General features: G+C 57.7%; 21 protein-coding genes. 14 read left to right on the plus strand and 7 right to left on the minus strand.

Annotation, left to right across the window (positions count from 1 at the left end; all coding sequences use genetic code 11):
- The first annotated feature begins 2 nt into the window (after window positions 1-2).
- The 9 genes from LC059_RS10800 to LC059_RS10840 all read left to right on the plus strand — a co-directional run bounded on the left by LC059_RS10800 (window position 3) and on the right by LC059_RS10840 (window position 7,745).
- A complete protein-coding gene (locus LC059_RS10800; RefSeq protein WP_226703858.1) occupies window positions 3-836 on the plus strand; it encodes a thymidylate synthase in 834 nt (277 codons plus the stop codon).
- Complete coding sequence (locus LC059_RS10805; RefSeq protein ID WP_226703859.1) at window positions 836-1,354, plus strand: dihydrofolate reductase; 519 nt, start codon at window positions 836-838, stop codon at window positions 1,352-1,354. The genes LC059_RS10800 and LC059_RS10805 overlap by 1 nt, the downstream gene beginning before the upstream one ends.
- Before the next feature lie 273 nt (window positions 1,355-1,627).
- Window positions 1,628-2,410 carry a DUF3450 domain-containing protein gene (locus LC059_RS10810; protein ID WP_226703860.1) on the plus strand — a complete coding sequence of 261 codons (783 nt, stop codon included), beginning with the start codon at window positions 1,628-1,630 and terminating at the stop codon, window positions 2,408-2,410.
- The gene (locus tag LC059_RS10815; protein ID WP_226703861.1) at window positions 2,407-3,777 is read left to right on the plus strand and encodes a MotA/TolQ/ExbB proton channel family protein; all 1,371 of its coding nucleotides are present in this window, start codon (window positions 2,407-2,409) and stop codon (window positions 3,775-3,777) included. Before LC059_RS10810 ends, LC059_RS10815 begins: the two co-directional genes overlap by 4 nt.
- Window positions 3,778-3,791: 14 nt before the next feature.
- Window positions 3,792-4,319, plus strand: a complete 528-nt coding sequence (locus tag LC059_RS10820; protein ID WP_226703862.1) for a MotA/TolQ/ExbB proton channel family protein — start codon at window positions 3,792-3,794, stop codon at window positions 4,317-4,319.
- A 155-nt stretch (window positions 4,320-4,474) separates the two neighbouring features.
- Window positions 4,475-4,876, plus strand: a complete 402-nt coding sequence (locus tag LC059_RS10825) for an ExbD/TolR family protein (protein WP_226703863.1) — start codon at window positions 4,475-4,477, stop codon at window positions 4,874-4,876.
- Between the two features lie 5 nt (window positions 4,877-4,881).
- The gene (locus LC059_RS10830) at window positions 4,882-5,502 is read left to right on the plus strand and encodes an energy transducer TonB (protein WP_226703864.1); all 621 of its coding nucleotides are present in this window, start codon (window positions 4,882-4,884) and stop codon (window positions 5,500-5,502) included.
- A 13-nt stretch (window positions 5,503-5,515) separates the two neighbouring features.
- Entirely contained in the window at window positions 5,516-6,853 is a 1,338-nt protein-coding gene (locus LC059_RS10835; RefSeq protein WP_226703865.1) for a tetratricopeptide repeat protein, read from the plus strand.
- A 223-nt stretch (window positions 6,854-7,076) separates the two neighbouring features.
- Window positions 7,077-7,745, plus strand: a complete 669-nt coding sequence (locus tag LC059_RS10840) for an energy transducer TonB (protein WP_226703866.1) — start codon at window positions 7,077-7,079, stop codon at window positions 7,743-7,745.
- Window positions 7,746-7,830: 85 nt separating this feature from the next.
- On the opposite strand, the gene ilvD is transcribed toward LC059_RS10840, so the two are convergent.
- From ilvD to LC059_RS10860, 4 genes are all read right to left on the minus strand, one after another.
- Window positions 7,831-9,666 (minus strand): dihydroxy-acid dehydratase, encoded by a 1,836-nt coding sequence (gene ilvD, locus LC059_RS10845; RefSeq protein ID WP_226703867.1) that lies wholly within the window; start codon window positions 9,664-9,666, stop codon window positions 7,831-7,833.
- A gap of 182 nt (window positions 9,667-9,848) precedes the next feature.
- On the minus strand, window positions 9,849-11,153 hold the full coding sequence (argA, locus tag LC059_RS10850; protein WP_226703868.1) for an amino-acid N-acetyltransferase: 1,305 nt from the start codon (window positions 11,151-11,153) through the stop codon (window positions 9,849-9,851).
- Between the two features lie 239 nt (window positions 11,154-11,392).
- Window positions 11,393-12,547 carry an acetylornithine deacetylase gene (gene argE, locus LC059_RS10855; protein WP_226703869.1) on the minus strand — a complete coding sequence of 385 codons (1,155 nt, stop codon included), beginning with the start codon at window positions 12,545-12,547 and terminating at the stop codon, window positions 11,393-11,395.
- 22 nt (window positions 12,548-12,569) lie between these two features.
- Window positions 12,570-13,433, minus strand: a complete 864-nt coding sequence (locus LC059_RS10860) for a carboxylate/amino acid/amine transporter (RefSeq protein WP_226703870.1) — start codon at window positions 13,431-13,433, stop codon at window positions 12,570-12,572.
- Between the two features lie 18 nt (window positions 13,434-13,451).
- Between LC059_RS10860 and LC059_RS10865 the strand changes: the two genes are divergently transcribed.
- Window positions 13,452-13,922, plus strand: a complete 471-nt coding sequence (locus LC059_RS10865) for a DUF6314 family protein (protein WP_226703871.1) — start codon at window positions 13,452-13,454, stop codon at window positions 13,920-13,922.
- 65 nt (window positions 13,923-13,987) lie between these two features.
- Here the strand turns inward: LC059_RS10865 and LC059_RS10870 are convergent, their stop codons facing one another.
- From LC059_RS10870 to LC059_RS10880, 3 genes are all read right to left on the minus strand, one after another.
- Complete coding sequence (locus LC059_RS10870) at window positions 13,988-14,806, minus strand: PhzF family phenazine biosynthesis protein (protein ID WP_226703872.1); 819 nt, start codon at window positions 14,804-14,806, stop codon at window positions 13,988-13,990.
- Window positions 14,807-14,922: 116 nt separating this feature from the next.
- Window positions 14,923-16,197 carry an inorganic phosphate transporter gene (locus tag LC059_RS10875; protein WP_226703873.1) on the minus strand — a complete coding sequence of 425 codons (1,275 nt, stop codon included), beginning with the start codon at window positions 16,195-16,197 and terminating at the stop codon, window positions 14,923-14,925.
- A gap of 15 nt (window positions 16,198-16,212) precedes the next feature.
- Window positions 16,213-16,890 carry a TIGR00153 family protein gene (locus tag LC059_RS10880; RefSeq protein ID WP_226703874.1) on the minus strand — a complete coding sequence of 226 codons (678 nt, stop codon included), beginning with the start codon at window positions 16,888-16,890 and terminating at the stop codon, window positions 16,213-16,215.
- A 201-nt stretch (window positions 16,891-17,091) separates the two neighbouring features.
- On the opposite strand from LC059_RS10880, the gene LC059_RS10885 reads away from it, so the two are divergent.
- The 4 genes from LC059_RS10885 (at window position 17,092) to LC059_RS10900 (ending at window position 24,089) form a co-directional block, all read left to right on the plus strand.
- Window positions 17,092-18,876, plus strand: a complete 1,785-nt coding sequence (locus LC059_RS10885) for a GspE/PulE family protein (RefSeq protein WP_226703875.1) — start codon at window positions 17,092-17,094, stop codon at window positions 18,874-18,876.
- A 92-nt stretch (window positions 18,877-18,968) separates the two neighbouring features.
- Window positions 18,969-21,848: a bifunctional [glutamate--ammonia ligase]-adenylyl-L-tyrosine phosphorylase/[glutamate--ammonia-ligase] adenylyltransferase gene (glnE, locus tag LC059_RS10890; protein ID WP_264189572.1), complete on the plus strand. Its 2,880-nt coding sequence runs from the start codon at window positions 18,969-18,971 to the stop codon at window positions 21,846-21,848.
- A 184-nt stretch (window positions 21,849-22,032) separates the two neighbouring features.
- A complete protein-coding gene (locus tag LC059_RS10895) occupies window positions 22,033-22,989 on the plus strand; it encodes a branched-chain amino acid transaminase (RefSeq protein ID WP_226703877.1) in 957 nt (318 codons plus the stop codon).
- Between the two features lie 191 nt (window positions 22,990-23,180).
- Window positions 23,181-24,089 carry a glycosyltransferase family 2 protein gene (locus LC059_RS10900; protein WP_226703878.1) on the plus strand — a complete coding sequence of 303 codons (909 nt, stop codon included), beginning with the start codon at window positions 23,181-23,183 and terminating at the stop codon, window positions 24,087-24,089.
- Window positions 24,090-24,123: the final 34 nt, after the last annotated feature.

Consider the following 24,123-nt stretch of genomic DNA (forward strand, 5'->3'; position numbering starts at 1 on the left):
AAATGAAAGAATACCTGGACCTGATGCGTCATGTGCGCGACAACGGCACGGAAAAGGGCGACCGCACCGGTACCGGCACCCGCAGCGTGTTCGGCTACCAGATGCGCTTTGACCTGGCGCAGGGCTTCCCGCTGATCACCACCAAAAAGTGTCACCTGCGCTCCATCATTCACGAGCTGCTGTGGTTCCTGAAAGGCGATACCAACATTGCCTACCTGAAAGAAAACGGCGTCCGTATCTGGGACGAGTGGGCCACCGAAGAGGGTGACCTGGGGCCTGTGTACGGGTACCAGTGGCGCTCCTGGCCGACCGCCGACGGTCGCCATATTGACCAGATCAGCGAACTGGTTCAGCAGCTCAAGACCCGGCCGGACTCCCGTCGCCTGATCGTCAGTGCCTGGAACCCGTCAGACCTTCCCGATGAAGGTGTCTCCCCGAGCGAAAACGCCCGAGCCGGCAAAATGGCCCTGGCGCCGTGCCACGCACTTTTCCAGTTTTACGTGGCAGACGGCAAGCTCAGCTGCCAGCTGTACCAGCGCAGTGCGGATATATTCCTCGGTGTGCCGTTCAATATCGCCTCCTACAGCCTGCTGACCCTGATGCTGGCGCAGGTATGTGGCCTGGAGCCCGGTGATTTTGTACATACCTTTGGCGATGCCCACCTTTACTCTAATCATATGGAGCAAGTGGAGGAGCAGCTCTCCCGGGAGCCCCTGCCGCTGCCGCAGATGGTGCTCAACCCCGATGTCAAAGATCTGTTTGAGTTTCAGTTTGAAGACTTCGAACTGAAAGGTTACGAGGCTCACCCGCACATTCCGGCACCGGTGGCGGTCTAATGGCTGCGACCTCGCCGACACTGGCGATGATCGTCGCGATGGCGCGCAATCGCGCCATCGGTGTGGAAAACACCCTGCCATGGCGAATTTCCGGGGACCTGCAGTTCTTCAAGCGCACTACCCTCGGCAAACCAGTGGTGATGGGGCGAAAGACCTATGAGTCTATCGGTCGTCCCCTGCCGGGGCGACAGAACATCGTGATCACCCGTAATCCAGAGTGGCACGCCGAGGGTGTCTTGCGGGTTTCCTCGCTGGAGTCGGCCCTGGAGGCTGCCGCCCTTGCGGCCGGACAGGACGGCGCCAAGGAGATCATGGTGATTGGGGGGGCGGAGATATACCGTCAGGCTTTGCCGCTGGCGGAGCGCCTGTACGTGACCGAAGTGGATGCTGAAGTCAAAGGGGATGCTTTTTTCCCAGAGCTGGGCGACGCCTGGCGGGAAGTCGGTCGGGATTGTTACCCGGCTTCAGAGAAGGACCAGTACAACTACTGCTTAGTTCAGTACGACAGGTTTAAATAAAATACAGTTTGACTACAAAGTGCTCATTCGGGTAGTTTTGGTCAAATGTTGCACAAAGTAGGCCGCCGCAAATGTGTGCATGGAACCCGAGGGTGTTACCTTGGTGTTACCCAGCTACACAGCTGGGGCGGTGCAATCAATCCGCATTTGAATAATCAAATCGGCTGTTTACAATGTGCGGCTCTTAGCTGTCTTCAAACCAAAAAACACCGCGTTGTGGCAGCTAATCCATCGCGACCATGTTGTGAAATATTGAACCCACTGGGGGGTCTAATGAAAACCAAGCGATTCATGGCTGTGGCGCTGACCACTGCGCTGTCTGCCGGCGCACTGTACGGTAGCGTAGCCACTGCGGACACTATCAACACTGTCCTTAAGGTCGGCGAGCAGAAAACTGCTGCTGCCACTGCATCTCAAAAGCGCATCGACAAGATCGCTCAGGAAACCTCTGACCTGCTGCAGCAGTTCAAGGTTGTGAACAAAGAGATCGACGGTCTGCGCGTGTACAACCGTCAGCTCGAAAAGCAGCTGGCTAACCAGCTGTCCGTGATCAAGGATCTCGACGAGTCCATCGATCAGGTAACCGTTATCGAGCGTCAGATCCAGCCGCTGATCCTGCGTATGCTGGACGGTCTGGAGCAGTTCATCGAACTGGACGCCCCCTTCAAGCTGGCTGAGCGTAAGTCCAACCTCGAAGGTGTTAAGAACAATATGGACCGTTCCGATATCACTGTAGCGGAGAAATTCCGTCAGGTGCTGGAACTGTACAACTTCGAAGCTGAATACGCGCGCAAGATCGACAGCTACGGCGACACCCTGAACGTGAACGGTCAGGATCGCGAAGTAAACGTACTGCAGATCGGTCGTATCGCCCTGGTAGCTCAGACCACTGACTCCAAAATCTCCCTGGCCTATGACAAAGAGCAGAAAGCCTGGGTTGAAGTTGACGCTGGCGAGTACCGCCGCGCCATCATGCAGGGTCTGAAAATCGCCAAGAAACAGGCTACTACCGACATCATGACTATGCCGATTCCGGCTCCGGAGGCTGCGCAATGAAAACCTCTATCGCCAAACGCGTCCTAGCGGTTGCTGCCGCTGGCCTGATCAGTGTTTCCGCTGTAGCCCAGGACAAAGCATCTTCCCTGGACCAGCTGCTGAAGATGGTTCAGAGCTCCAAAATCGCTGAATCTGCCGAGCACAAAAAGCGCGAAGCAGACTTCCGTCGTCAGAAGGCTAACCAGGCCTCCCTGCTGAGCCAGGCTGAAAACACCCGTACCTCTGAAGAAGCCCGCTCCGCGGCGCTGGAGAAGAAGTACGAAGAACAGGAACTGCTGGTTCAGCAGAAACGTCAGCAGCTGGACGAGCGCCTCGGCTCTCTGAAAGAACTGTTTGGTCACCTGACCTCTACTGCCGGCGACCTGCGTGCCAACATGCAGACCTCTCTGGTATCTGCCCAGTACCCGGGCCGTGCTGAGTTCCTCGATCAGCTGATCGAAAAAATGAACTCCGCGACCAAGCTGCCGACCATTCAGGAAATCGAGCGTCTGTGGTACGAACTGCAGCGTGAAACCGTGGAATCCGGCAAGATTGTTAAGTTTAACGGCACCGTGATCCTGCCCGACGGCGAACAGGCGCAGCAGGAAGTTGTCCGTGTTGGTAACTTCAACCTGGTTTCCGACGGCAAGTACCTGGAAATGAACGACAGCCAGAAAATGGCTGAGCTGATCCGTCAGCCCGACGGCAAGTACCTGAGCATGGCGGCTGACCTGCAGGCAGCGACCAGCGGCTTCACTGCTTTCGGTATTGACCCCACTGGTCCTACCGGCGGCTCCTACCTGAAAGCGATGATCGCGAGCCCGAGCCTCGTTGAGCGCTGGCATCAGGGTGGCATCGTAGGCTACATCATCACTGGTGTTGGTGTGGTTGCGGTACTGCTGGCCATCTGGCGTCTGATCGTGCTGTCTGGTGTGAACGCGAAAGTGAACTCCCAGCTGCGCTCCTCTACTCCGAACACCAACAACCCGCTGGGTCGTGTTCTGTCCGTAGCGGAAGAGAACAAAGGTGTAGACGGCGAGACCCTGGAACTGAAGATGGAAGAAGCGGTGCTGAAAGAGCGTCCGGCCATCGAATCCGGTCTGAACCTGCTGAAGATCATCGCCATGGTAGCCCCGCTGCTGGGTCTGCTGGGTACTGTTACCGGTATGATCATCACCTTCCAGGCGATCACCATCTTCGGCGCAGGCGATCCTAAAGCAATGGCTGGCGGTATTTCCTCTGCTCTGGTAACTACCGTTCTGGGTCTGTGTGTGGCTATCCCGACCGTGCTGCTGCACACCATCGTGAACGGCCGCGCCAAGCGCATCCTGCACATCCTGGACGAGCAGAGTGCCGGTATCGTTGCAGAAAACGCTGAGCGTAAATAAGAGGAGGCGGCAACATGCACGCATTAAATGACGCATGGGCCGCCGTCAACGCCTTTATGGCGTCGGGCGGGCCAGTACTACTCCTGATCGCCGGCCTGACCTTCTTCATGTGGACGCTGATTTTCGAGCGGTTCTTCTACTTCAAGAGCTCCCTGAAGCGTGATGTTCAGGGCGCTGTGGACACCTGGGAAGCGCGCCCCGAGCGCAAATCCTGGGGTGCTCACCAGATCCGCTACGCACTGGTTTCCCGGGTATCCGAGAAAATTCAGAGCAACATGGACATGATCCAGACCTGTGTCGCCCTCGCGCCGTTGTTCGGCCTGCTGGGTACCGTCTGGGGCATGATCAACGTGTTCGAAGTTCTCGCGATTACCGGCGGTGGTGATGCGAAGCAAATGGCCAGCGGTGTATCCATGGCTACCATCCCGACAATGGCGGGCATGGTGACCGCACTGTCTGGGGTGTTTGCTAACACTTACATTACCCGTACCGCAGAGCGTGAAACTCAGCTGCTGGAAGACCATCTGACGATGGATCACTGACGGCACCACATTGACGCGACCGGCAAGTCCCTTTCGGGGCGGCCGGAAGCTGAGAAGGTTTAGCCAATTCGCGGAACTTCCACTATCAACTCGCTTGAAGTGGGAGTTCCACAGGGCCAAATCTCGCTATTAGCATTTTGCTAGAGAGAGTTGCAATGAGCAGAAAAAAGACTACGGCGGAAGAAGAAGGGCAAGCGATTGACCTTACGCCCATGCTGGACGTGGTGTTCATCATGCTGATCTTCTTCATCGTCACCGCGACCTTTATCAAGGAGCCGGGTGTCGATGTTGTGAAGCCGGAAGCGACTACCGCTGATCTCAAAGCCGCCTCTATTCTGGTAGCGATTAACGACAACAACGAAATCTGGATTGCCAAAGAAAAGGTAGATGACCGCCTGGTGAAAAACACCCTGGAGCGTCTCTACGCGGAAAACCCGAAAGGGTGGTTGGTAATTCAGCCCGATAAAAAGGCGAGTATCGAGAAGGTTGCCCTGATCGCGGATGCGGCCAGGAAGATCGGAATCGAGAAAGTGTCGGTCGCTACAGAGAAGAGTTAACAGCTATGAACCCGGTAAGACTATTAGGGGCGGGTGCGTTGGCGGTAGCCACGACTTTTGCCCTGATCTTCACCATGCATCAGCTGATTGAAGCCAACATGAAAGCTCCTGATGAAGAGGAGCAGATCAAAGTGGCCGACGTCGTGATGCCGGAGACGAAGATCGAAACCAAATACGATACCAGCAAACCGGATAAGCCCGACGAGCCCGAGCAGCCGCCACCCGATATGCCGGAGCCGGAGTTTGACCAGCCGGATGTAGACAATGCTCTAAACATGTCTGCCCCCGCGGCAAGCGCTGCAGTGAAGGTAGGTGGCATCGGCGGCTTTGCCTCCGAAGGTGACTACCTGCCGATCGTTAAGGTTCAGCCTCAGTATCCGCGCCGCGCACTGCAGCGTGGTATCGAAGGCTGGGTAGTTGTGGAATATACGGTGACCAAAAACGGTTCTGTACGTGATCCGCGTGTGGTGGAGGCCTTCACTAAAGATGGCAACCCGACCACAATCTTCAACCGCGCTGCGGTGAAGTCTGCGCTGAAGTACAAGTACAAGCCGCGGGTTGTTGATGGTGAGCCGATTGAAGTGCCTGGTGTAAAAACCAAGATCAGCTTCAACATGGCGCAATAAATAGGGGACGCATATGAATATGACGACCGTGACGAAAGGCCTGTCCAGATTCGTCCTGCGCACGTCCGTAGCGCTGCCCCTGGTACTCGCACCAGCAGTGAGCGTTACCGTACTGGAAGCCGTTGGCGTGTCTGCCTCCTTTGCTCAGGCGGAAGCCCAGAGTGAGCAGAAGACTCGTAAAGTACCGGCGATGCGTGAAAACGTGTTCAAGAAACTGGGTAAAGTGCAGGAAGCTGCCGATGCCCAGAACTGGCCGGCGGCACTGGCCGCGTTGAAGGAAATGGAAGCCGGGAAGGACAAGTACAACGGTTATGAAACCGCCCAGATGTACTACTTCTACGGTTTTGTTTACTACAGCATGGAGCGGTATCCGCAAGCGATTACCTACTACAAAAAAGTACTGCAGCAGGGCGAAAGCAACCTGCCGCTAGCACTGGAAGTGGGCACTCTGTTGACTGTGGCTCAGCTGTACTTCGTACAGGAAGACTACAAGCAGGCACTGAACTACCTGAACCAGTGGTTCAAGGTGGCGGACAACGTTACTGCGGATTCCTACGCCCTGCGTGCGCAGGCCTACCACCAGGTGGGTAATGCGAAGGCCGCTATGGCGGACATCAGCAAAGCCATTTCCATGTACGAGCAGGAAGGCAAAACGCCGAAGGAAAACTGGTTCCAGCTGCAGCGCTACTTCTACTATGAGCAGAATGACTACAAAAACGTAGCCAAGGTGCTCGAGAAGCTGGTGAAGCACTACCCGAAAGGTGAGTACTACAAGCAGTTGGCAGGTATGTACGGTGAGCTGAAGCGTGAAGACGATATGCTTCACATGATGGAAGCCGCTTACGTTGCAGGTGCCCTGGAAAAAGAGAAAGAGCTGTTGAACATGGCTTATCTCTTTATGGGTGCTGAAATGCCGTACAAGGGTGCCAAAGTCATCGACAAAGGCATCGACGAAAAGAAAATCAAGCGTACTTCAAAAAATCTGGAAACCCTGGCTCAGGCCTACCAGATGGCTCAGGAACTGCAGAAGTCTATTCCCGAGCTGGAAGCGGCTGCTAGCATGTCCGACAAGGGCGACCTCTATTCCCGTCTGGCAGGTATCTACCTGGATCTGGACAAGAATGAGAAAGCCGTTGATATGGGTGCGAAGGCACTGAAGAAAGGCGATATCAAGCGCCCGGATCAGCTGTACATCGTGCTGGGCATGGCCAACGCCAACCTGAAAAAGTACGACGCCTCTCTGAAATACTTCGAAAAGGCCCTGGATGACAAGCGCTCTGAAAAGTTTGCCAAACAGTGGATTTCTTTCGTAAAAGCAGAGCAGGAGCGCGAGAAGCAGCTGGCTATGTAAGCCGAGTGCTTCTACCGCACCGAAAAGCCGCACACTGTGCGGCTTTTTTTTGTTCTAAATCTGGCAAGTTGGCGCAATAGTGATCGGTTAATGGGAATTATTTGCAATTTCGTCAGAATCAACTAGATAGTTAAAGTAGCTGATCAGCTTTTTCCAACGTCCCGCCGGAGTTCTCCAGGCGGCACGATCAATCAACACCTGAAAATAACAAGGAGAGGTGTTTATGGAACAGGCTAATCACTTGCCCAACGCCATTTCTCAGTTTCCCAATCTCGAAGTTTCGTTATCCGCTAGGTCGACGGAGATGCTGCGTAACGGGGTATATGCTCTGGCAGTTACCGGGTTGCTATTGCTGGCTATGAGTCAGTTAATCGCTACAGATTACCGCGCACCACCGGAAGAGCTCCCTCCAAAAGTCGCTGCTATCCATATGCCGGATATGACACCGACGGTTAATAAGACAGAACCGATCAAGAAGCCGCAGGAGGTACCACCATTGGTAAAACCGGTGCCGGTTGAGAGTAGGGTCGATCCGGCACAAGTACCGATTACCTTTGGTTCACCGATAGTGGGCAAGGAGAAAATTGATCCGCTCATGATTACCTCTGATCCCTTACCGATTTACAAGCCAGCGCCGCGCTACCCGCGCCGCGCCATAGCCCGAGGGATCGAAGGCTACGTAGTGGTGGAGTTCACAATCACTACCAATGGAAGTGTGAAGAATCCGAGTATCGTCGGCGGTTATGATCGTTCTGGGGTGGCCACCGATATTTTTGATCGGGCCGCTTTAAGTGCGGTCGAACGATTCAAATACCGACCTCCGCTATCGGAGGGGCAACCGGTGGAACGTCACGGGGTAAGAAATCGGATTACGTTCCGACTGGCGGACTAAAGGGGAAGTGATGGTTGGGCCGCGAGCTGTCGCAGTGCTCGCGGCCCAATTTTTATAAGGCCGAGGTTCTTTTCAGTCGATATTTTCAGTCGATTTCTCGCACTGCGCCCCTGTCTGCGCTGGTGGCGAGCAAGGCGTATGCCTTCAGGGCCCGGCTCACTTTGCGCGGACGCTGTTTGATCGGCTTCCAGCTGGTCACACCTTTTGCATCCATCGCTTCACGGCGGCGCTGCAGCTCGGCCTCTGGAACATCGATCTCGATCAGGCGCTTCGGAATATCGATGCGCACCAGATCGCCATCCTGTACCAGCGCGATATTGCCACCCCCTGCCGCTTCTGGTGATACATGTCCGATGGACAGGCCCGAGGTCCCGCCAGAGAAGCGGCCATCGGTAATCAGGGCGCAGGATTTACCCAGGCCCTTTGATTTCAGGTAGCTGGTCGGATAAAGCATCTCCTGCATACCCGGGCCACCTTTGGGGCCCTCGTAGCGCACGATCACCGCCTCGCCTTCTTTCACCTTGCCTTCCAGAATGTGGGCGACCGCGTCTTCCTGACTTTCGACGATGTGTGCCGGTCCTTCAAAATGCCACAGCTCCTCTTCCACCCCAGAGGTCTTTACCACGCAGCCGTTGGGCGCAAGGTTGCCAAACAGCACTGCGAGGCCGCCCTCGGCGGAATAGGCGTGTTCTACCGAGCGGATACAGCCCTGCTCGCGATCACCGTCCAGGTTGTTCCAGCGGCATTCCTGGCTAAACGCCTGCTGGGTAGGGATACCGGCGGGACCCGCACGGAAGAACTTGTGTACATCTGGATCGTCGGTGCGGCGGATATCCCACTGCTCCAGTGCTTCCCTGAAGGAGCTACTGTGTACCGTCGGCAGGCTGGCATCCAGCAAGCCACCGGCTTCCAGCTCGCCGAGAATCGACATTACACCACCGGCGCGGTGCACATCTTCGATATGGTACTTCTGTGTATTCGGCGCCACTTTACACAGCTGCGGAATCTTGCGCGAAAGCCGGTCGATATCCGCGAGGGTGAAGTCCACTTCGCCTTCCTGGGCTGCAGCAAGCAGGTGCAGGATGGTGTTGGTGGAACCGCCCATGGCGATATCCAGTGCCATGGCATTACTGAAGGCGGCGCGGTTGGCAATGTTTCGCGGCAGTGCGGATTCGTCGTCTTCCTCGTAGTACCGTTTGGCCAGCGCCACGATCTCGCGACCGGCCCGCAAAAATAATTGTTCGCGGTCCGCGTGGGTGGCGAGCATGGTCCCGTTGCCGGGCAGGGACAGGCCCAGGGCCTCGGTCAGGCAATTCATGGAGTTGGCGGTAAACATTCCCGAGCAGGAGCCGCAGGTAGGGCACGCGGAACGCTCGTATTCGGCCACCTGCTCGTCGCTGGCGTCATCGGTGGCAGCAATGACCATGGCATCCACCAGGTCCAGCTTGTGGTCCGCGAGCTTGGTCTTGCCGGCCTCCATGGGGCCGCCGGAAACAAAGATCACCGGGATGTTGAGGCGCAGTGCCGCCATTAGCATTCCGGGAGTGATCTTGTCGCAGTTGGAAATACACACCAGCGCATCGGCGCAGTGGGCGTTCACCATGTACTCCACAGAGTCAGCAATGATCTCGCGGCTGGGCAGGCTGTAGAGCATGCCGTCGTGGCCCATGGCGATGCCGTCATCCACGGCGATGGTGTTGAACTCCTTGGCCACGCCGCCGGCCTTCTCGATCTCCCGTGCGACCAGCTGACCCATATCCTTCAGGTGCACGTGCCCGGGCACGAACTGAGTAAAGGAGTTGGCCACGGCGATAATCGGCTTGTGGAAATCTTCATCCTTCATGCCAGTGGCGCGCCACAGGGCGCGGGCGCCGGCCATATTGCGGCCAGCGGTGGAAGTGCGAGAGCGATACTGAGGCATAGCGGTTCTTAAAACGTGATTCAGAAAATGGTGGTGTGCCCGAGGTTGGGGCGGGGCAGAGACATGCCCGGGAGCGCAACAGGTTAGCAAAATGGAAACACTATTGCGCGGCTGGCTGGAATAGCTGGATTTGCCGCAAGACCTATCCGTCATGCGACAGATTTATCGCAAGGCCATTGCGCTTAAAGTGGTTTGCGTAAAACGCGGGAATTGCGCTGAATGTTGTACAGCGACTTGCGGCTGGTAGGTAGCGAAGAAACATCCACTTGAGTAAAGCCTCGCTCGATAAACCAGTGCTCGGTCTGGGTAGTGAGTACGTAAATTTCGGATAGATCCAGCGCCCTTGCCTGCCGCTCCAGGTGCTGTAGCAGCTTGGCCCCGCGGCCGCCGCCGCGAAACTCCGGATGTATCGCGACACAGGCAACTTCCGCGGCGATCGTATCGCCCTGATCGTCGAGAATCGGGTAGAGCGCAGCACAGGCCACCGGCGTCCCGTCCACCTCCACCAGCGTGAAATGATCGATTTCCGACTCCAGTTTTTCCCGCGAGCGGCGCACCAGGATGCCCTGTTTTTCCAATGGCCGGATAAGTCCGAGAATCCCGCCCACATCGGTGATGCGCGCCCGCCGAATGACCTCGTAACTATCCCGGTAGATCATGGTGCCGACACCTTCACGGCTCAGCAGCTCCTGCAGCAATGCGCCGTTGTCGGCGTAGCTGAGCAAGTGAACGCGCTGGGTGCCAGCGCTACACGCGTTGATGGCGCAAGCGAGTGTTTCACTGTCCACAGTATCGGCGATGTCTTCGGCCTGATGAATGCTCAGGTCGTAAACCGGCTGGCCTTTTACTTCGAGCTGTGGAAGATCGCGAAACAGAATCAGCTTTTCTGCCTTTAGTGCCTTGGCCGCTTCCGCGGCGAGATCGAGGTAATTCAGATTGAACAGCTCGCCGGTTAGCGACGTGCCGAAGGGGGACAGCAGCACCAGTGAGTTCTCTTCCAGTGCACGGCTAATAGCCTGTACTTCCATCCGCCGCACCTGTCCGGTCCAGCGCATATCGGTGCCGTCAATAATGCCTACCGGGCGCGCGGTAACAAAGTTGCCGGAAACCACTTTTAAAGCGGAGCGCGCCATCGGCGAATCTGGCAGCCCCTGGGAGAAGGCGGCCTCAATTTCAAACCTTAGCTTGCCCGTCGCGGCCTTGATCACTTCCAGGGTTTCACGGTCGGTAACACGGGTATTGCCATGAAAGTGGCTTTCAATACCTGCATTCAGAAGAGCGCGATTTACCTGCGCGCGCGCCCCGTGCACCAGCACCAGTTTGACCCCGAGGCTGATCAGCAGTGCCAGGTCGTGGACCAGGTTGCGAAAGTTTTCATGCTCAAAACCTTCCCCGGGAATCGCAACCACCAGCGTTCGCCCACGCAGATCATTGATGTAGGGCGCGGCGTTTCGGAACCAGTTAAGGGTGGCGGTTTCTGTATTCACGGTTTTAGCATTCAAAAGATGAATCGGAAGTTGGCACAATATACCGTATTTTCTGCGGATTAAATGGCCGACTTTAACTTAGCCTTGGCCAGCTTGGTGGCGGTGCCGCTACCGGGTGCGCTTTTGCGAGACACGCCGTGAACCCATCCATGGGGGCTCGGCTGCGGCCGTCTTGGCCGCAGACGGTCTCGCAAAAGCGCACCCGGTATCGCCACCTTCTCTCGACCAGCAGTGCCTTGTTAAAGGCAAAACCTCCCAATCATTCCTTTCAGTATCTCTACCATCGGATCAATCCGTTCCAGTCCGAGATATTCATCCGGCTGGTGCGCCTGATCGATATCCCCGGGTCCAAGCACGATGGTCTGCATCCCAAGCTTTTGCAGAAAGGGTGCCTCAGTGGCGAAAGCGACGCTCTCGGCGCTGTGCCCGGTAAGTTTTTCCGCCGCCTGCACCAGATCCGATTGTGCCGGCTCTTCGAACGCTTCGACACCGCCAATCAGGGAATCCATTTCCAGCTGAATCTTCTCGCCGCTGACCACATTTTTCAGCCTCTGGTGCAGCTCGCCGCGCAGCGCGTCCATTGGCATACCGGGTAACGGTCGCAGATCAAATTGAAGTTCTGTGTGTCCGCAAATGCGGTTGGGGTTGTCCCCGCCATGGATGCAGCCGAGGTTCAGGGTGGGGACCTCAACAGCGAATCCCGGGTTTTTGTAGCGCTCTTGCCATTCAGTGCGCAGCTTCAGAATTTCTGACATCGCCGTGTGCATCGCTTCCAGAGCGCTGGCACCGTAGGCCGGGTTCGAGGAGTGTCCGGCCTGGCCGGTGATGCGCAAGCGCTCCATCATCATGCCCTTGTGCATACGAATTGGCTTGAGTCCGGTGGGCTCGCCGATGATTGCGTAGCGTGCTTTGGGCAGGCCGGCCTTGACCAGCGCGCGGGCGCCAGACATGGAGGTTTCCTCATCGGCGGTGGCGAGGATGATCAGCGGTTGCTGCAAGGGCTTGCCGGCAAAGGCCTTGGCGGCCTCGATGGCCAGCGGGAAAAAGCCCTTCATGTCAGTACTGCCAAGACCATAGAAACGGTTGTCGCGTTCACTGAGCTTGAACGGGTCCGATTTCCAGCGGTCGTCGTCATAGGGCACGGTGTCGGTATGTCCGGCCAACACCAGTCCGCCGTCGCCCTGGCCCAGAGTGGCGATCAGGTTGGCTTTATTGGGGTGGCCCTCGATGGGCATGATCTGGATGTTGAAACCTAGGGTTTCCAGCCACGCGGCGAGCAGGTCAATCACACCGCGATTGCCCATATCCAGTTTGGGGTTGGTGGCGCTGACACTTGGGCTGGCCACCAGTTGTTGCAGTTGGCTCTGCAGGTCGGGCAGCGCGCGGATGCTCATTTCTGTTTTCCTTTCGACAGGGTCAATTCCGTCTGTGTTTGTTGTGCCACTCACTGAGTAGCACCGCGGCGACGATTACAATGCCACCAACGGTGAGCCTTACCAGATCGGCATCGCGATTCCAGAGTAACAGGTTTACCAGCAGCCCGGCGGGAATCAAAGCGTTGTTCATGGCTGCCAGGGTGCCGGGAGAAACCTGCGTGGCGCCTTTGTTCCACAGAAAATAGCCCAGCCCGGATGCAACCGCCCCCAGCCACAGCAATATACCCCATTGGAGGTTGCTACTGGGGTACTGAGGATTGCCTAGTATGAGCCAGGCCATGGTGGCCACGATACTGGCGCCGATAAAAAACCAGCCAAAGGTTTGGCGGGGCGGCAGCCTTGTCCCGCGCTTTGTTTCAGATTGCATAAACTGCTTGTAGGCGACCTGCCCGGTAGCGAAGCACAGGTTGGCACCTTGTACCACGAGAAACCCTGTCCAGTAGCTGCCGCTGAGATTGTCCCAGCGGATGATGGCGGCGCCCAGTACCGCTATCGCGGCAATCAGCAGGTTCCATGGCGAAAAACTGCGCGCCAGAAGGTCGTAGATCAGAGCGATATAGACCGGAGTGAAGATGGTAAACAGTAATACCTCGGGCACGCTGAGCAGCAGAAAGGACTGGTAATAGAACAGGTACATCAGGCCCAGCTGCACGGCGCCAATGGCCATGAGTGTTGCAGCAGTACGCGGCGGGGTGCGCCAGTTCAGGAAGGGCAGGAACACACCGGTGGCGAGCACTACCCGGGTGAGGACAGAGAAATAACTGTCTACCTGCCCGGCGAGATAGACGCCGATCAGACTGAAAGAAAAGGCCCACAGCAGGGTAACGAGGATCAATAAAAACATGGGTTGGGTATTTTATTCGTGACGGTAAATGCTGATTACAAATCCCTCGCGGCATTAGCGCAACTGTGTGAGCGGCTAAAGAAGGTGCGGGCATTCAGTTTCAACGCCAGCAATGGCCCCGGTTCAAAAACCAACTGGCGTGGGCATGGGCGCGGTGACGTGGAGGTTACGAGCTATGGTGCGCATATTCTGTTTGCAGAGCAGGCGCAGTTTACCGACGGGGATGGCCACAAGATCGCTTTGCAAAACACCTACCGCTGGACCCGCTGTGTCGACTTTGTGCGCCTGGAACATTTGCGCCGGGAGGAGCCGGTGCTGCTGTTCAACCTGGTCCCCATAACCAACCAAGGCTTCCGCCACCAGTCTCCGCATTTGTGTGGCGAGGATACCTACACCGCGGATCTTATTCTGCACCCGGACGAGATTGAATTGATCTGGCAGATTCACGGCCCGCGGAAGGATGAGAGGCTGCATTACCATTATTGGTAGGAATTACAGGAACTTCATTGTGGGTTGAGTGGCGGTACCGGCAACTTCGCGGCGACTTTTGATTTCTATTTTTCCTTCAGGCTGATCTGCCCACGGAGATAAGTTACGGCTTTCCCCCGCATAATCACCCGCTTCCCGCGTAACTCGCAATCCAGCTCACCACCGCGCGGTGAAATCTGTTTCGCTCTGAGCGCAGTTTTGTCCAGTCGATCCGCCCAAAAGGGTACCAGGCGCGTGTGCGCAGAACCGGTCACCGGATCTTCATCGATGCCAATGGCTGGAGCGAAGAAACGGCTGACGAAGTCACAGTCGAAGCCCTCGCCCGGTGCTGTACAGATAACCCCCTTGTACGGGAGGTTGGCCACGGCTCGCATATCGGGGTCTAAACTGGCAACCGCTTCCGCGGATGCTAATTCCACCAGCAGCTGGTCATCGGAACCGGCAACTTCCATGGCCGACAGCGGTGCGGCGCCGAGGGCATCGGTGTATTCCTGGCCCAGCCCGACAGGCTGGTTGACCTGGGCCGGAAAGTCGAGGGCCAGCAGCTCGCCCTTACGGCGCACGATCAGCTCACCACTGCGGGTGAAGAAGTGTATTTCGTCGTCGGTAAAGCCCAGCTCGGTCCATAGTAGGTGGGCGGTGACGAGGGTGGCGTGGCCGCAAAGGGGCACTTCTTCGCCGGGGGTGAACCAGCGCAGCTCGAAACCGTTGCCGGAGGGCACGGTGAAGGCGGTTTCGGCGAGGTTGTTCTCGGCGGCGATCTGTTGCATCAGGCGGTCGTCGAGCCAGCGGGTCAGTGGTACATAGGCGGCTGGGTTGCCTTTGAAGAGTTCTGAGGTGAAGGCGTCGGCCTGGTAGATGGGCAGTTGCATAGATCGTTGCATGGAGGGGCCTTCTTACATTGCCAGCACAAAAAAAGGGAGAGCCAAATGGCTCTCCCTTTTTATCAAGTGCGGCGGGTAAATTCTATTACCCGCCGGCTTTTAACCACGAGTGGTTATCAGCCGAACATGCCCTTGAAGAAGAAGAAAAACAGGATTGCCAGGCCGGCGCCTGCAGGCAGGGTGACAATCCAGGACGCGGCGATGGTGGTGATCATGCGCAGGTTGAGTGCGCCGATACCGCGGGCCAGGCCAACCCCGAGCACCGCACCCACCAGGGTGTGGGTGGTGGAGATTGGCAGACCGGTGCCGGAGGCAAGTACCACGGTAGCGGCGGCGCCCAGCTCGGCGGCGAAGCCGCGGCTCGGGGTCAGCTCGGTAATTTTGCGGCCGATGGTGGCCATTACCTTGAAGCCGTATGTGGCGAGGCCCACAACGATACCAGCACCACCCAGCAGCAGGATCCACGACGGCATCACAGCCTTGGCGGTTACCGCGCCCTGTTGCACGGTATTCACGACCGCAGCCAGCGGGCCGACCGCGTTGGCCACATCATTGGAGCCGTGGGCGAAGGCCATGGCACAGGCGGTGAATATCATCAGGATGGCGAACACGCGCTCCACGTTAGCGAAGCGGTTGTCCTTCTCCATGGCCGGGTCACGCTTGATGCGCTTCAGCAGAACGATACCGAGTCCCATCACGACCAGGCCCATTGCGCCAGCAATCAGCGCGTCCTGCCAGAAAGACAGGGAGATGCCGGCGTCTTTGAATACGTGCTTGAGGCCCTTGGTAAGGGTCACCATGGAAATCATCCAGCCCACGGCAAACATATAGAAGGGGATGTAGCGTTTGGCGTTGGTAAATGGATCTTCGGTGTTGAGGATCAGTCGTTGCACGCTTCGGAACAGCAGGAAGGAAATGGTTCCGGCGAGCACCGGCGACACCACCCAACTGGCGACGATGCTGGCTACCTTGCCCCAGGCCACGGCATCCACGGAAATACCCACCGCCGAGAAACCGACGATGGCGCCGACAATGGAGTGGGTGGTCGAGACCGGCCAGCCCAGGATACTCGCGATCAGCAGCCAGGTACCTGCCGCCAGCAGGGCCGACAGCATGCCGTATACCAGCAGTTCGGGTGCATCGTTGAACAGATCCGGGGCAATGATGCCCTTGCGGATCGTGGAGGTCACTTCGCCACCGGCGAGGTAGGCGCCGGCGAACTCGAAGATCATGGCGATAATAATCGCCTGTTTGATAGTCAGCGCGCGGGAGCCAACGGACGTGCCCATGGCATTGGCCACGTCGTTGGCGCCCACACCCCAGGCCATAAAGAATCCAAATACGCAGGCCAGAATCAGAAAGATATGGCCGTACTGAGCAATGATTTCCACGTTTTCTCTCCCCGTTTATCGCGCTAGCAACAGCTGCAATCGGTTGCCCACGCCGTGGGCCTCATCCGCCAGGTCGCCCACCCACTCGATGACGCGGTACAGGAAAATCACGTCTACCGGTGGCAGGTCTTTTTCTAATTTGAACAGTGCGGCGCGCACTTGCACTTCCAGCTTGTCGGACTTGCGCTCAAGATCGTCAAGTTCTTCGGTCATGCGGCGGGTAATATCCACTTCGCGCCCGGCGAAGCCGGATTCCAGCAGCTCGTCCAGCTCGTTGATGGCTTTCAGCGCCTGGGCAGAGGCAGCAACCGCGCTCTCCACAAAGGTGGCCATCATGGCGTGCATTGACTCCGGGATCTGCATCTGGCGGCCGATGGCAAGGCCGGCGATATCCTGGGCAGTGTTGGCCACCTTGTCCTGTACGTGCAGCAGTTCCAGCAGGTCGGTGCGGGAGACTGGCATAAACAGGCTGTCCGGCAGGTGCAGGCGCAGGTCTTTCTTGATGTCGTCAGCACGGTTCTCACTGGCGGAGATTCGTTGCTGGACCTTGGTGGCAGTGCTGTAGTCGCTCTTCATGAGAGCTTCAAAGAAGGGCACCAGATCCGCTGACGCCTCGTGGGCAGTCGCCATGTGCTCCTTGATCGGCTTGATCGGCGAGCGGCCGAACAGGTTGGCGATATTGGAGAGGGGCATGGTCTGTTCCTTTTTCCGGTCCTGACAGTTGGATGAAAAGCCACCGGGGTGGCCGATTTGGGCGGCATGGTACCCCAACATGTGCGCAGGTCACAGTGACGTGATGGTTTCGCTAACATCTGAGCTAACCGGTGCACTGTTGTGGCTCGTCATAAGAGCTACAATGCGCCTTCACAATAAAGCGTAGACGGGTGACAGGGTATGGCTGTAAGCACAGGGGTGAGAGGCGCGGACCGGATTCTCGACCTGCCAGGGTTGCTGGAAGACCTGGTGGGCCAGGGCTATGTGGCCCGACTGGACGCTAATCGTCTGATCGGCACTCCACGCACCGCCGAGCAGGCACAAATGCACCCGCTCACCTATATCGCCAATTGCGAGCTGCCCAATCAGAAAAAGCCCGGCAAGCTACTGGATGCGGCGACGTTGACCCAGTGGTTGGCAGATACCTCTTCTCACGGCCTCTACCATATCGACCCGCTCAAGGTGAATGTAGCGGAAGTTACCGAGGTGATGAGCTTCCAGTTTGCCAAACGTCACCAGATTCTGTGTGTGGAGGCTTCCAAAGAAATGCTGCTGGTGGCCACCGCCCAGCCCTATACCTCGGGCTGGGAGGAGCAGTTGGAGCACACCAGCGGCCGTACCGTGCAACGCGTGGTGGCCGACCCCGCCGATATCAAGCGCTACGGTACCGAGTTTTACTCCCTGGCCAATTCCATATCCGGTGCCAGCGGCCTTAAGGGCAGCTCCGGTGCCGGCAATTTCGAGCAACTGCTGGAACTGGGCAATCTGAAGGATCCGGAAGCCAACGACCAACACATCGTCAATATTGTTGACTGGTTGCTACAGCACGCCTTCGACCAGCGCGCCAGTGATATCCATATCGAGCCAAGGAGAGACATCGGCCGCATACGTTTTCGGATCGACGGGGTGCTGCACCCGATCCACGAGCTGCCAGACCAGGTCAACTCCGCCGTTACCAGCCGCCTGAAAATCCTCGGGCGCATGAACGTGGCGGAGAAGCGCAAGCCCCAGGACGGCCGCATCAAGACCAAGCGCCCGGACGGCAGCGAGGTGGAATTGCGCCTCTCCACTCTGCCCACGGCTTTCGGTGAGAAGCTGGTGATGCGGATCTTCGATCCCGAAGTGCTGGCGCGCTCCTACAACGATCTGGGTCTCGCCGGTGACGACCTGGCCCGCTGGCAGACGATGTTATCCCGTCCCAACGGTATTGTGTTGGTGACTGGCCCCACGGGTTCCGGTAAAACCACCACCCTGTACACAGCGCTCAAGCAGCTGGCCTCCACCGAGGTTAATGTCTCTACTATTGAAGACCCCATCGAAATGGTGGAAGACAGCTTCAACCAGACGCAGGTACACCACAGTATCGGCCTGGATTTCGCCGCCGGTATCCGCACCCTGATGCGTCAGGACCCGGATATCATCATGGTGGGGGAGATCCGCGATCTGGAAACCGCACAGATGGCAGTACAGGCGGCGCTCACCGGCCACCTGGTGATCTCCACCCTGCACACCAACGATGCGCCCACCGCAGTCACCCGTCTGCTGGACCTTGGCCTGCCACACTATCTGTTGAAATCCACCGTGCTTGGGGTAATGGCCCAGCGGCTGGTGCGCACGCTCTGCCCGAGCTGCAAACGCAAGGCGGAGGTGAGTGACGAGGACTGGCAGGCATTGGTGAAACCCTGGAAGGCGCCCAAACCGGAAGTGGTGTACGAGCCGGAAGGCTGTCTCGACTGCCGCAATACCGGCTACCGTGGTCGCCAGGGTATTTATGAGATTCTGCCGTTTAGCGAGGGTATCCAGGCGTTGGTGACCCACGACTGCGACCTGCAACAGGTGCGGCGCCAGGGGATGCGCGAAGGCATGAACAGCCTGCGTTTATCTGGCGCGAGAAAAGTGGCGGCTGGCATTACCACCGTACAAGAAGTATTGCGCGTCGCGCCACCGCCGGATATCGCATTCTAGAAGAATGCGATTGGTACCGAGGTGATTGACCCGGCTACGCACTTTTATACTTGGACTTACGTTAACTCACGCAAAAGGATCTCGTCGTGTCGCTGTTCCCTGAATCCGTCTGCCCGCAGCGTCTGCAACCACGACTTCAGTCGCAATGGCAAAGCTGGTGCGATCAGGTGGGGGCAGGCGTGGCCGCAGCACTCGAAAAGCAGCTGCAGGCAGATCCATCCCAGCAAAAATTGGTAGCGCGAGCGCTGCTAGCCTCCGACTTCCTGCTACAGCAGTGTCGTCGCGATCCGGGGCTCCTCCCGCAATTGCTCAACAGCGATGACCTCGGCTTGGCGATCCCGGCGATTGCCGAACTGGAAAGCGAGGAGCAACTGGAGCGCAGCCTTCGGCAACTGAGAAATCGTGTGATTGCTGAAACCATCTGGCGGGACTTTGCCGGGCAGTGGGATATTCCCACCGCCTGTGCACGGCTGACCGAACTGGCGGAGGTGTGTATCCAGACCGCGCTTGATTGGCATCGCGAGAAAATGGTTGAACGCCACGGCGAGCCGCGCAGCCGCGCGGGGGATATCCAGCCGATGGTGGTGCTGGGGATGGGCAAACTGGGTGCGCGTGAGCTGAACCTCTCTTCCGATATTGATCTGATTTTTGCCTACCCCGAGCCAGGCCAGAGTGATGGTGAAAAGCCCCTGGAAAATCAGGCCTGGTTCCAGCGACTCGGGCAACGACTGATTAAATCGCTCGATACGGTCACCGCCGACGGTTTTGTTTTCCGTGTGGATATGCGCTTGCGCCCCTATGGCGACAGCGGCCCGCTGGTGAGTCATTACGCGGCACTGGAAGACTACTACCAGACCCAGGGCCGGGAATGGGAGCGCTATGCCATGATCAAGGCGCGCCCGGTAGCGATGAGTGGTGGGGGTGACGGAAAGCGTGCAGCAGAGGCAGCAGAGGAATTAATGGAGTTACTGCGGCCGTTTACCTATCGACGCTATATCGATTTCAGTGTGATCGACGCGCTCAGGGAAATGAAAACCCTGATCCAGCGTCAGGTGCGTGCGCGGGGCCTGATCGACAATATCAAACTGGGCCGCGGCGGAATCCGCGAGGTGGAGTTTATCGCGCAGGCGTTCCAGCTGATCCGCGGCGGGCGCGAGCCGGACCTGCGGGTGCGTAATATTCTCAAAGTGCTGCCGCAGCTGGAGGAGGGCGGCCATTTGCCCGAAGGCGCGGCGGAAGAGTTGCGCAATGCCTATCTGCTGCTGCGCCGTGTAGAGCACGGGTTGCAGGCAGAAAAGGACCAGCAGACGCAGACGTTGCCGCCGGAGATAGAGCGGCGTGAGCAACTCGCCTTCGCCCTGGGTTACGACAACTGGGCGGCGCTGGAAGCCGCTCTGGTACAGGCCAGGTTCGCCATCGAGCGCGAGTTCGATGAGGTGATCGCGCCGCCCGAGGAAAACGGTGAAATTACCGTCAGCGACAGCTGGGAGATTCTTTGGGCCGGCTGTGAGCTAGAAGAAGATCGGGATGCCTGGCTGGAACAGCTGCACGACGCAGGCTTCCAGCCCGCCACCAGGGCCCTTGAATTGCTGGCGGACCTGCATAGTGATCGTATCGTCACGGCGTTGCCGGTCGCTGGTCGGCAGCGTCTCGATCAGACCATGCCGCTATTACTGGCCGCGGCATCGGATGTGGGTGAGCCGTTGCTGGCGCTGGAGCGGGTGATGCCGCTGCTGCGGGCCATCCTGCGCCGCAGTGCCTACCTGGTATTGATTAACGAAAATCCACCGGTCCTGGCTCAGCTGCTGCGGCTGTGCAGCGCCTCGCCCTGGATCGCTGAGCAATTGGCACGCCACCCGATCCTGCTGGATGAAATGCTCGATCAGCGCCGCCTGCTGCAACCCTCTACCGCGAAAGATATCGCCGATGAATTGCGCGAGGAGATGCTGCGGGTCGACCCCGAGGACCTGGAAGCGCAGATGGAAGCCCTGCGCCATTTCAAGCAGGGGCAGAGCCTGCGAATTGCCGCTCAGGAAGTGACCGGTGCACTGCCGCTGATGAAAGTGAGCGACTCACTGACGTGGTTGGCGGAAGCCATTCTGCAACAGTCGCTGTCCCTGGCGTGGCAACAGACGACGGAAAAACACGGCGCACCCCAGGATACCAGCGCGGAAGATATGCGCTTCTCCATTGTCGCCTACGGCAAGCTCGGCGGCCTGGAACTGGGGCACGGTTCCGATCTGGATATCGTGTTTGTGCACGACGCCGAACCGCATCAGTACACCGATGGCGAGCGCTCCATCGACAACCTGAGCTTTTACACCCGTCTCGCTCAGCGGCTGATCCATATCCTGCAGACTCGCACCCTGAGCGGCCCTTTGTATGAAGTGGATACGCGTCTGCGCCCCTCGGGTAATTCCGGCCTGCTGGTGACGTCGCTTGCGGCGTTTGAAAAGTATCAGCGCGAGAGCGCCTGGACCTGGGAGCACCAGGCGCTGGTGCGCACGCGTCCAGTGGCAGGCAGTGAGCGTCTCGGATTGGCGTTTGAAAACTTGCGCACAACACTATTGTGTACGACGCGGGATGAACAGAAATTGCGTGAAGAGGTGGTGGAGATGCGCAATAAGATGCGTGCACACCTCGATAAGAGCAATGATCGGGAATTCGATCTTAAGCACGGCCCGGGCGGTATTGTCGATATCGAATTTATGGTTCAATATGCTGCATTGGCCTGGGCGCAAGGCGCCCCTTCGATCGTGCGGTACACCGACAACATCCGCATTCTTGAAAGCCTCTCCGAGGCGGGCCTGATGCCGGCCCACCAAGCCGCGCATTTGATCGACGCCTACAAAGCCTACCGATCAGAAGGTCATCGCCTGGCATTACAACAGCTGCCGGGGGTTGTATCCGGTGACCAATTCGAAGCGGAAAGAAAGACCGTTGAAACAACTTGGCAGCAGATGTTGGGCTGAATTTCCCGCAGAGGGAGGTTCGTGCCTCGCCGTTCTCGCTGTCCGCTTAAAACTGTTTTTCACCTGGCTCTGTGCTGTAGGAGCCAACCTGCTGGCGAACTGATTCGATCTTCCTTTCAAGGACTCGACCATCCTCCCCCAGGCCGCTCCTACAGGCGTGAATAGAATTTTGTAGGAGATTCCCATGTCTTTTGCCGATCGAGACGGCGTTATCTGGTTTGACGGTGAACTTGTTCCCTGGCGCGACGCACGGGTGCACGTACTTACCCACACCCTGCACTACGGAATGGGCGTATTCGAAGGCGTGCGCGCCTACGAAACCGCCGATGGCGGCACCAGTATCTTTCGACTGAACGAACACACGCGCCGCCTGTTCCGCTCCGCCAAAATCATGAATATGCCGATGCCGTATAGCGAGGAGCAGCTCAACGAGGCGCAACGTCTGGTGGTGCGAGAGAATGGTCTCAAGGAAGCTTATCTGCGCCCGATGGTGTTTTACGGTTCCGAAGGCATGGGGCTGCGTGCGGATGCGCTGCAGACCCACGTGATCATCGCGGCCTGGGAGTGGCCGAGCTACATGACCCCGGAGGCGCGTGAACTGGGTATCAAGGTAAACACCTCGTCCTATACTCGCCACCATGTAAATATCGCCATGTGCAAGGCCAAGGCGAATGGCAACTACATCAACTCCATGCTGGCGTTGCAGGAAGCCATCCGCAATGGTTGCGAGGAAGCCCTGTTGCTGGATCCGGAAGGTTATGTAGCAGAAGGCAGTGGTGAGAATTTCTTCCTGGTCAGTGATGGTGTTATCTACACCCCGGAGTTGACCTCCTGCCTTGATGGAATCACCCGCGCCTCGGTGATTCAGCTCGCCGACGAGTGCGGTTACACCGTTAAGGAAAAGCGCATCACCCGCGACGAGGTCTATATCGCCGACGAAGCCTTCTTCACCGGCACCGCGGCGGAAGTGTTGCCGATTCGCATGCTTGATGGCCGCACCATCGGTTCCGGTCGCCGTGGCCCGATTACCAAGCGTCTACAGCAAATGTACTTTGATGCGGTACAGGGCAAGAGCCAGGCGCATCTGGGCTGGCTCAGCGATGTGCACGAAGCCTGCGAGCCGGTGGCGGCCTCCGCGTGACCTGAACGCGCCGAATTTGGACGCGACAAAAAGGGCGGGATCCGGAAGGGTTCCGCCCTTTTTTATACGCCTGGCTTTAGACCCGGTCTGAGACCCGCTCCCTAGAGGAGGCCATGCATATCCCTTAGAATGATTGCCAACCGTTGCAGATTCCAATGGGCCGCCGCAAGGGGCGAGACAGGTTTCATCCAATGTTTTCCTATTTTATGAAGAAGCGATTGCGCAAGCACGACCGTGTAAACAATCGCAAGATTGAGTCGATCGTGCGGGCACAGCTGCTTCAGCAGCAGGCCCTTACCTGCCGGGATGTGGGGGTAGGCAACGATAAAGATCACAATATCGTGGTTTCATTGACGTCTTTCGACAAGCGGATCGATGACGTTTTCTACACCGTGGAAAGCCTGTTTCAGCAGTGGGTGAAAGCGGATGCGGTGGTGCTATGGCTGTCCACCAAGAACTTTCCAGATCGCCGTCTGCCGGAGAGTCTGGAGCAGCAGAAAAAGCGTGGCCTGCAGATCTATTTTGTTGAGGAAGACTTCGGGCCTTACAAAAAGTACTGTTACGCGTTCGACAAGTTCCCTGAAAGCCTGATCATCACCGTTGACGACGATACCCTGTATCCGCCGGATACCATTGACCTGCTGTACCGCGCTTATCTGCGGGCTCCAGACACCATCCACTGTCACCGCGCACATCGGATACGCCTTGACCGACAAGGGGGGGTGAAGTCCTACGGCGACTGGGATTCCGACTGGCGCTGGAGTGAAGCCGATGGCTCGGCCTCTCCGCTGGTATTCCCCACCGGGGTTGGTGGGGTACTGTATTTCCCCGGTGCGCTGCATCCGGATGCCTTCGATTCCGAGAAATTCATGCGCCTTTGCCCGAATGCCGACGATATCTGGCTGAAGGCGATGAGTCTGAAGCAAGGCACGCCCTGTGCGAGGGTGTCGGACCCGCGCGACTGGACATCGCGCTTTCTGTCCCTGGCGGGAAGCCAGGATTCGGCCCTGAGGAAAGAGAACTGGCGCAAGCGCGGCGGCAACGATTGCAAAATACGCGGTGTGTTCGAGTATTACGACTTGTACACGTTGTTGCGGTAAAAGGAGGGGGACACACCAGGCTCCAGAAGTTGTG

This window comes from Microbulbifer elongatus (genome assembly GCF_020524885.1).
Classification (GTDB): Bacteria; Pseudomonadota; Gammaproteobacteria; order Pseudomonadales; family Cellvibrionaceae; genus Microbulbifer; species Microbulbifer elongatus_A.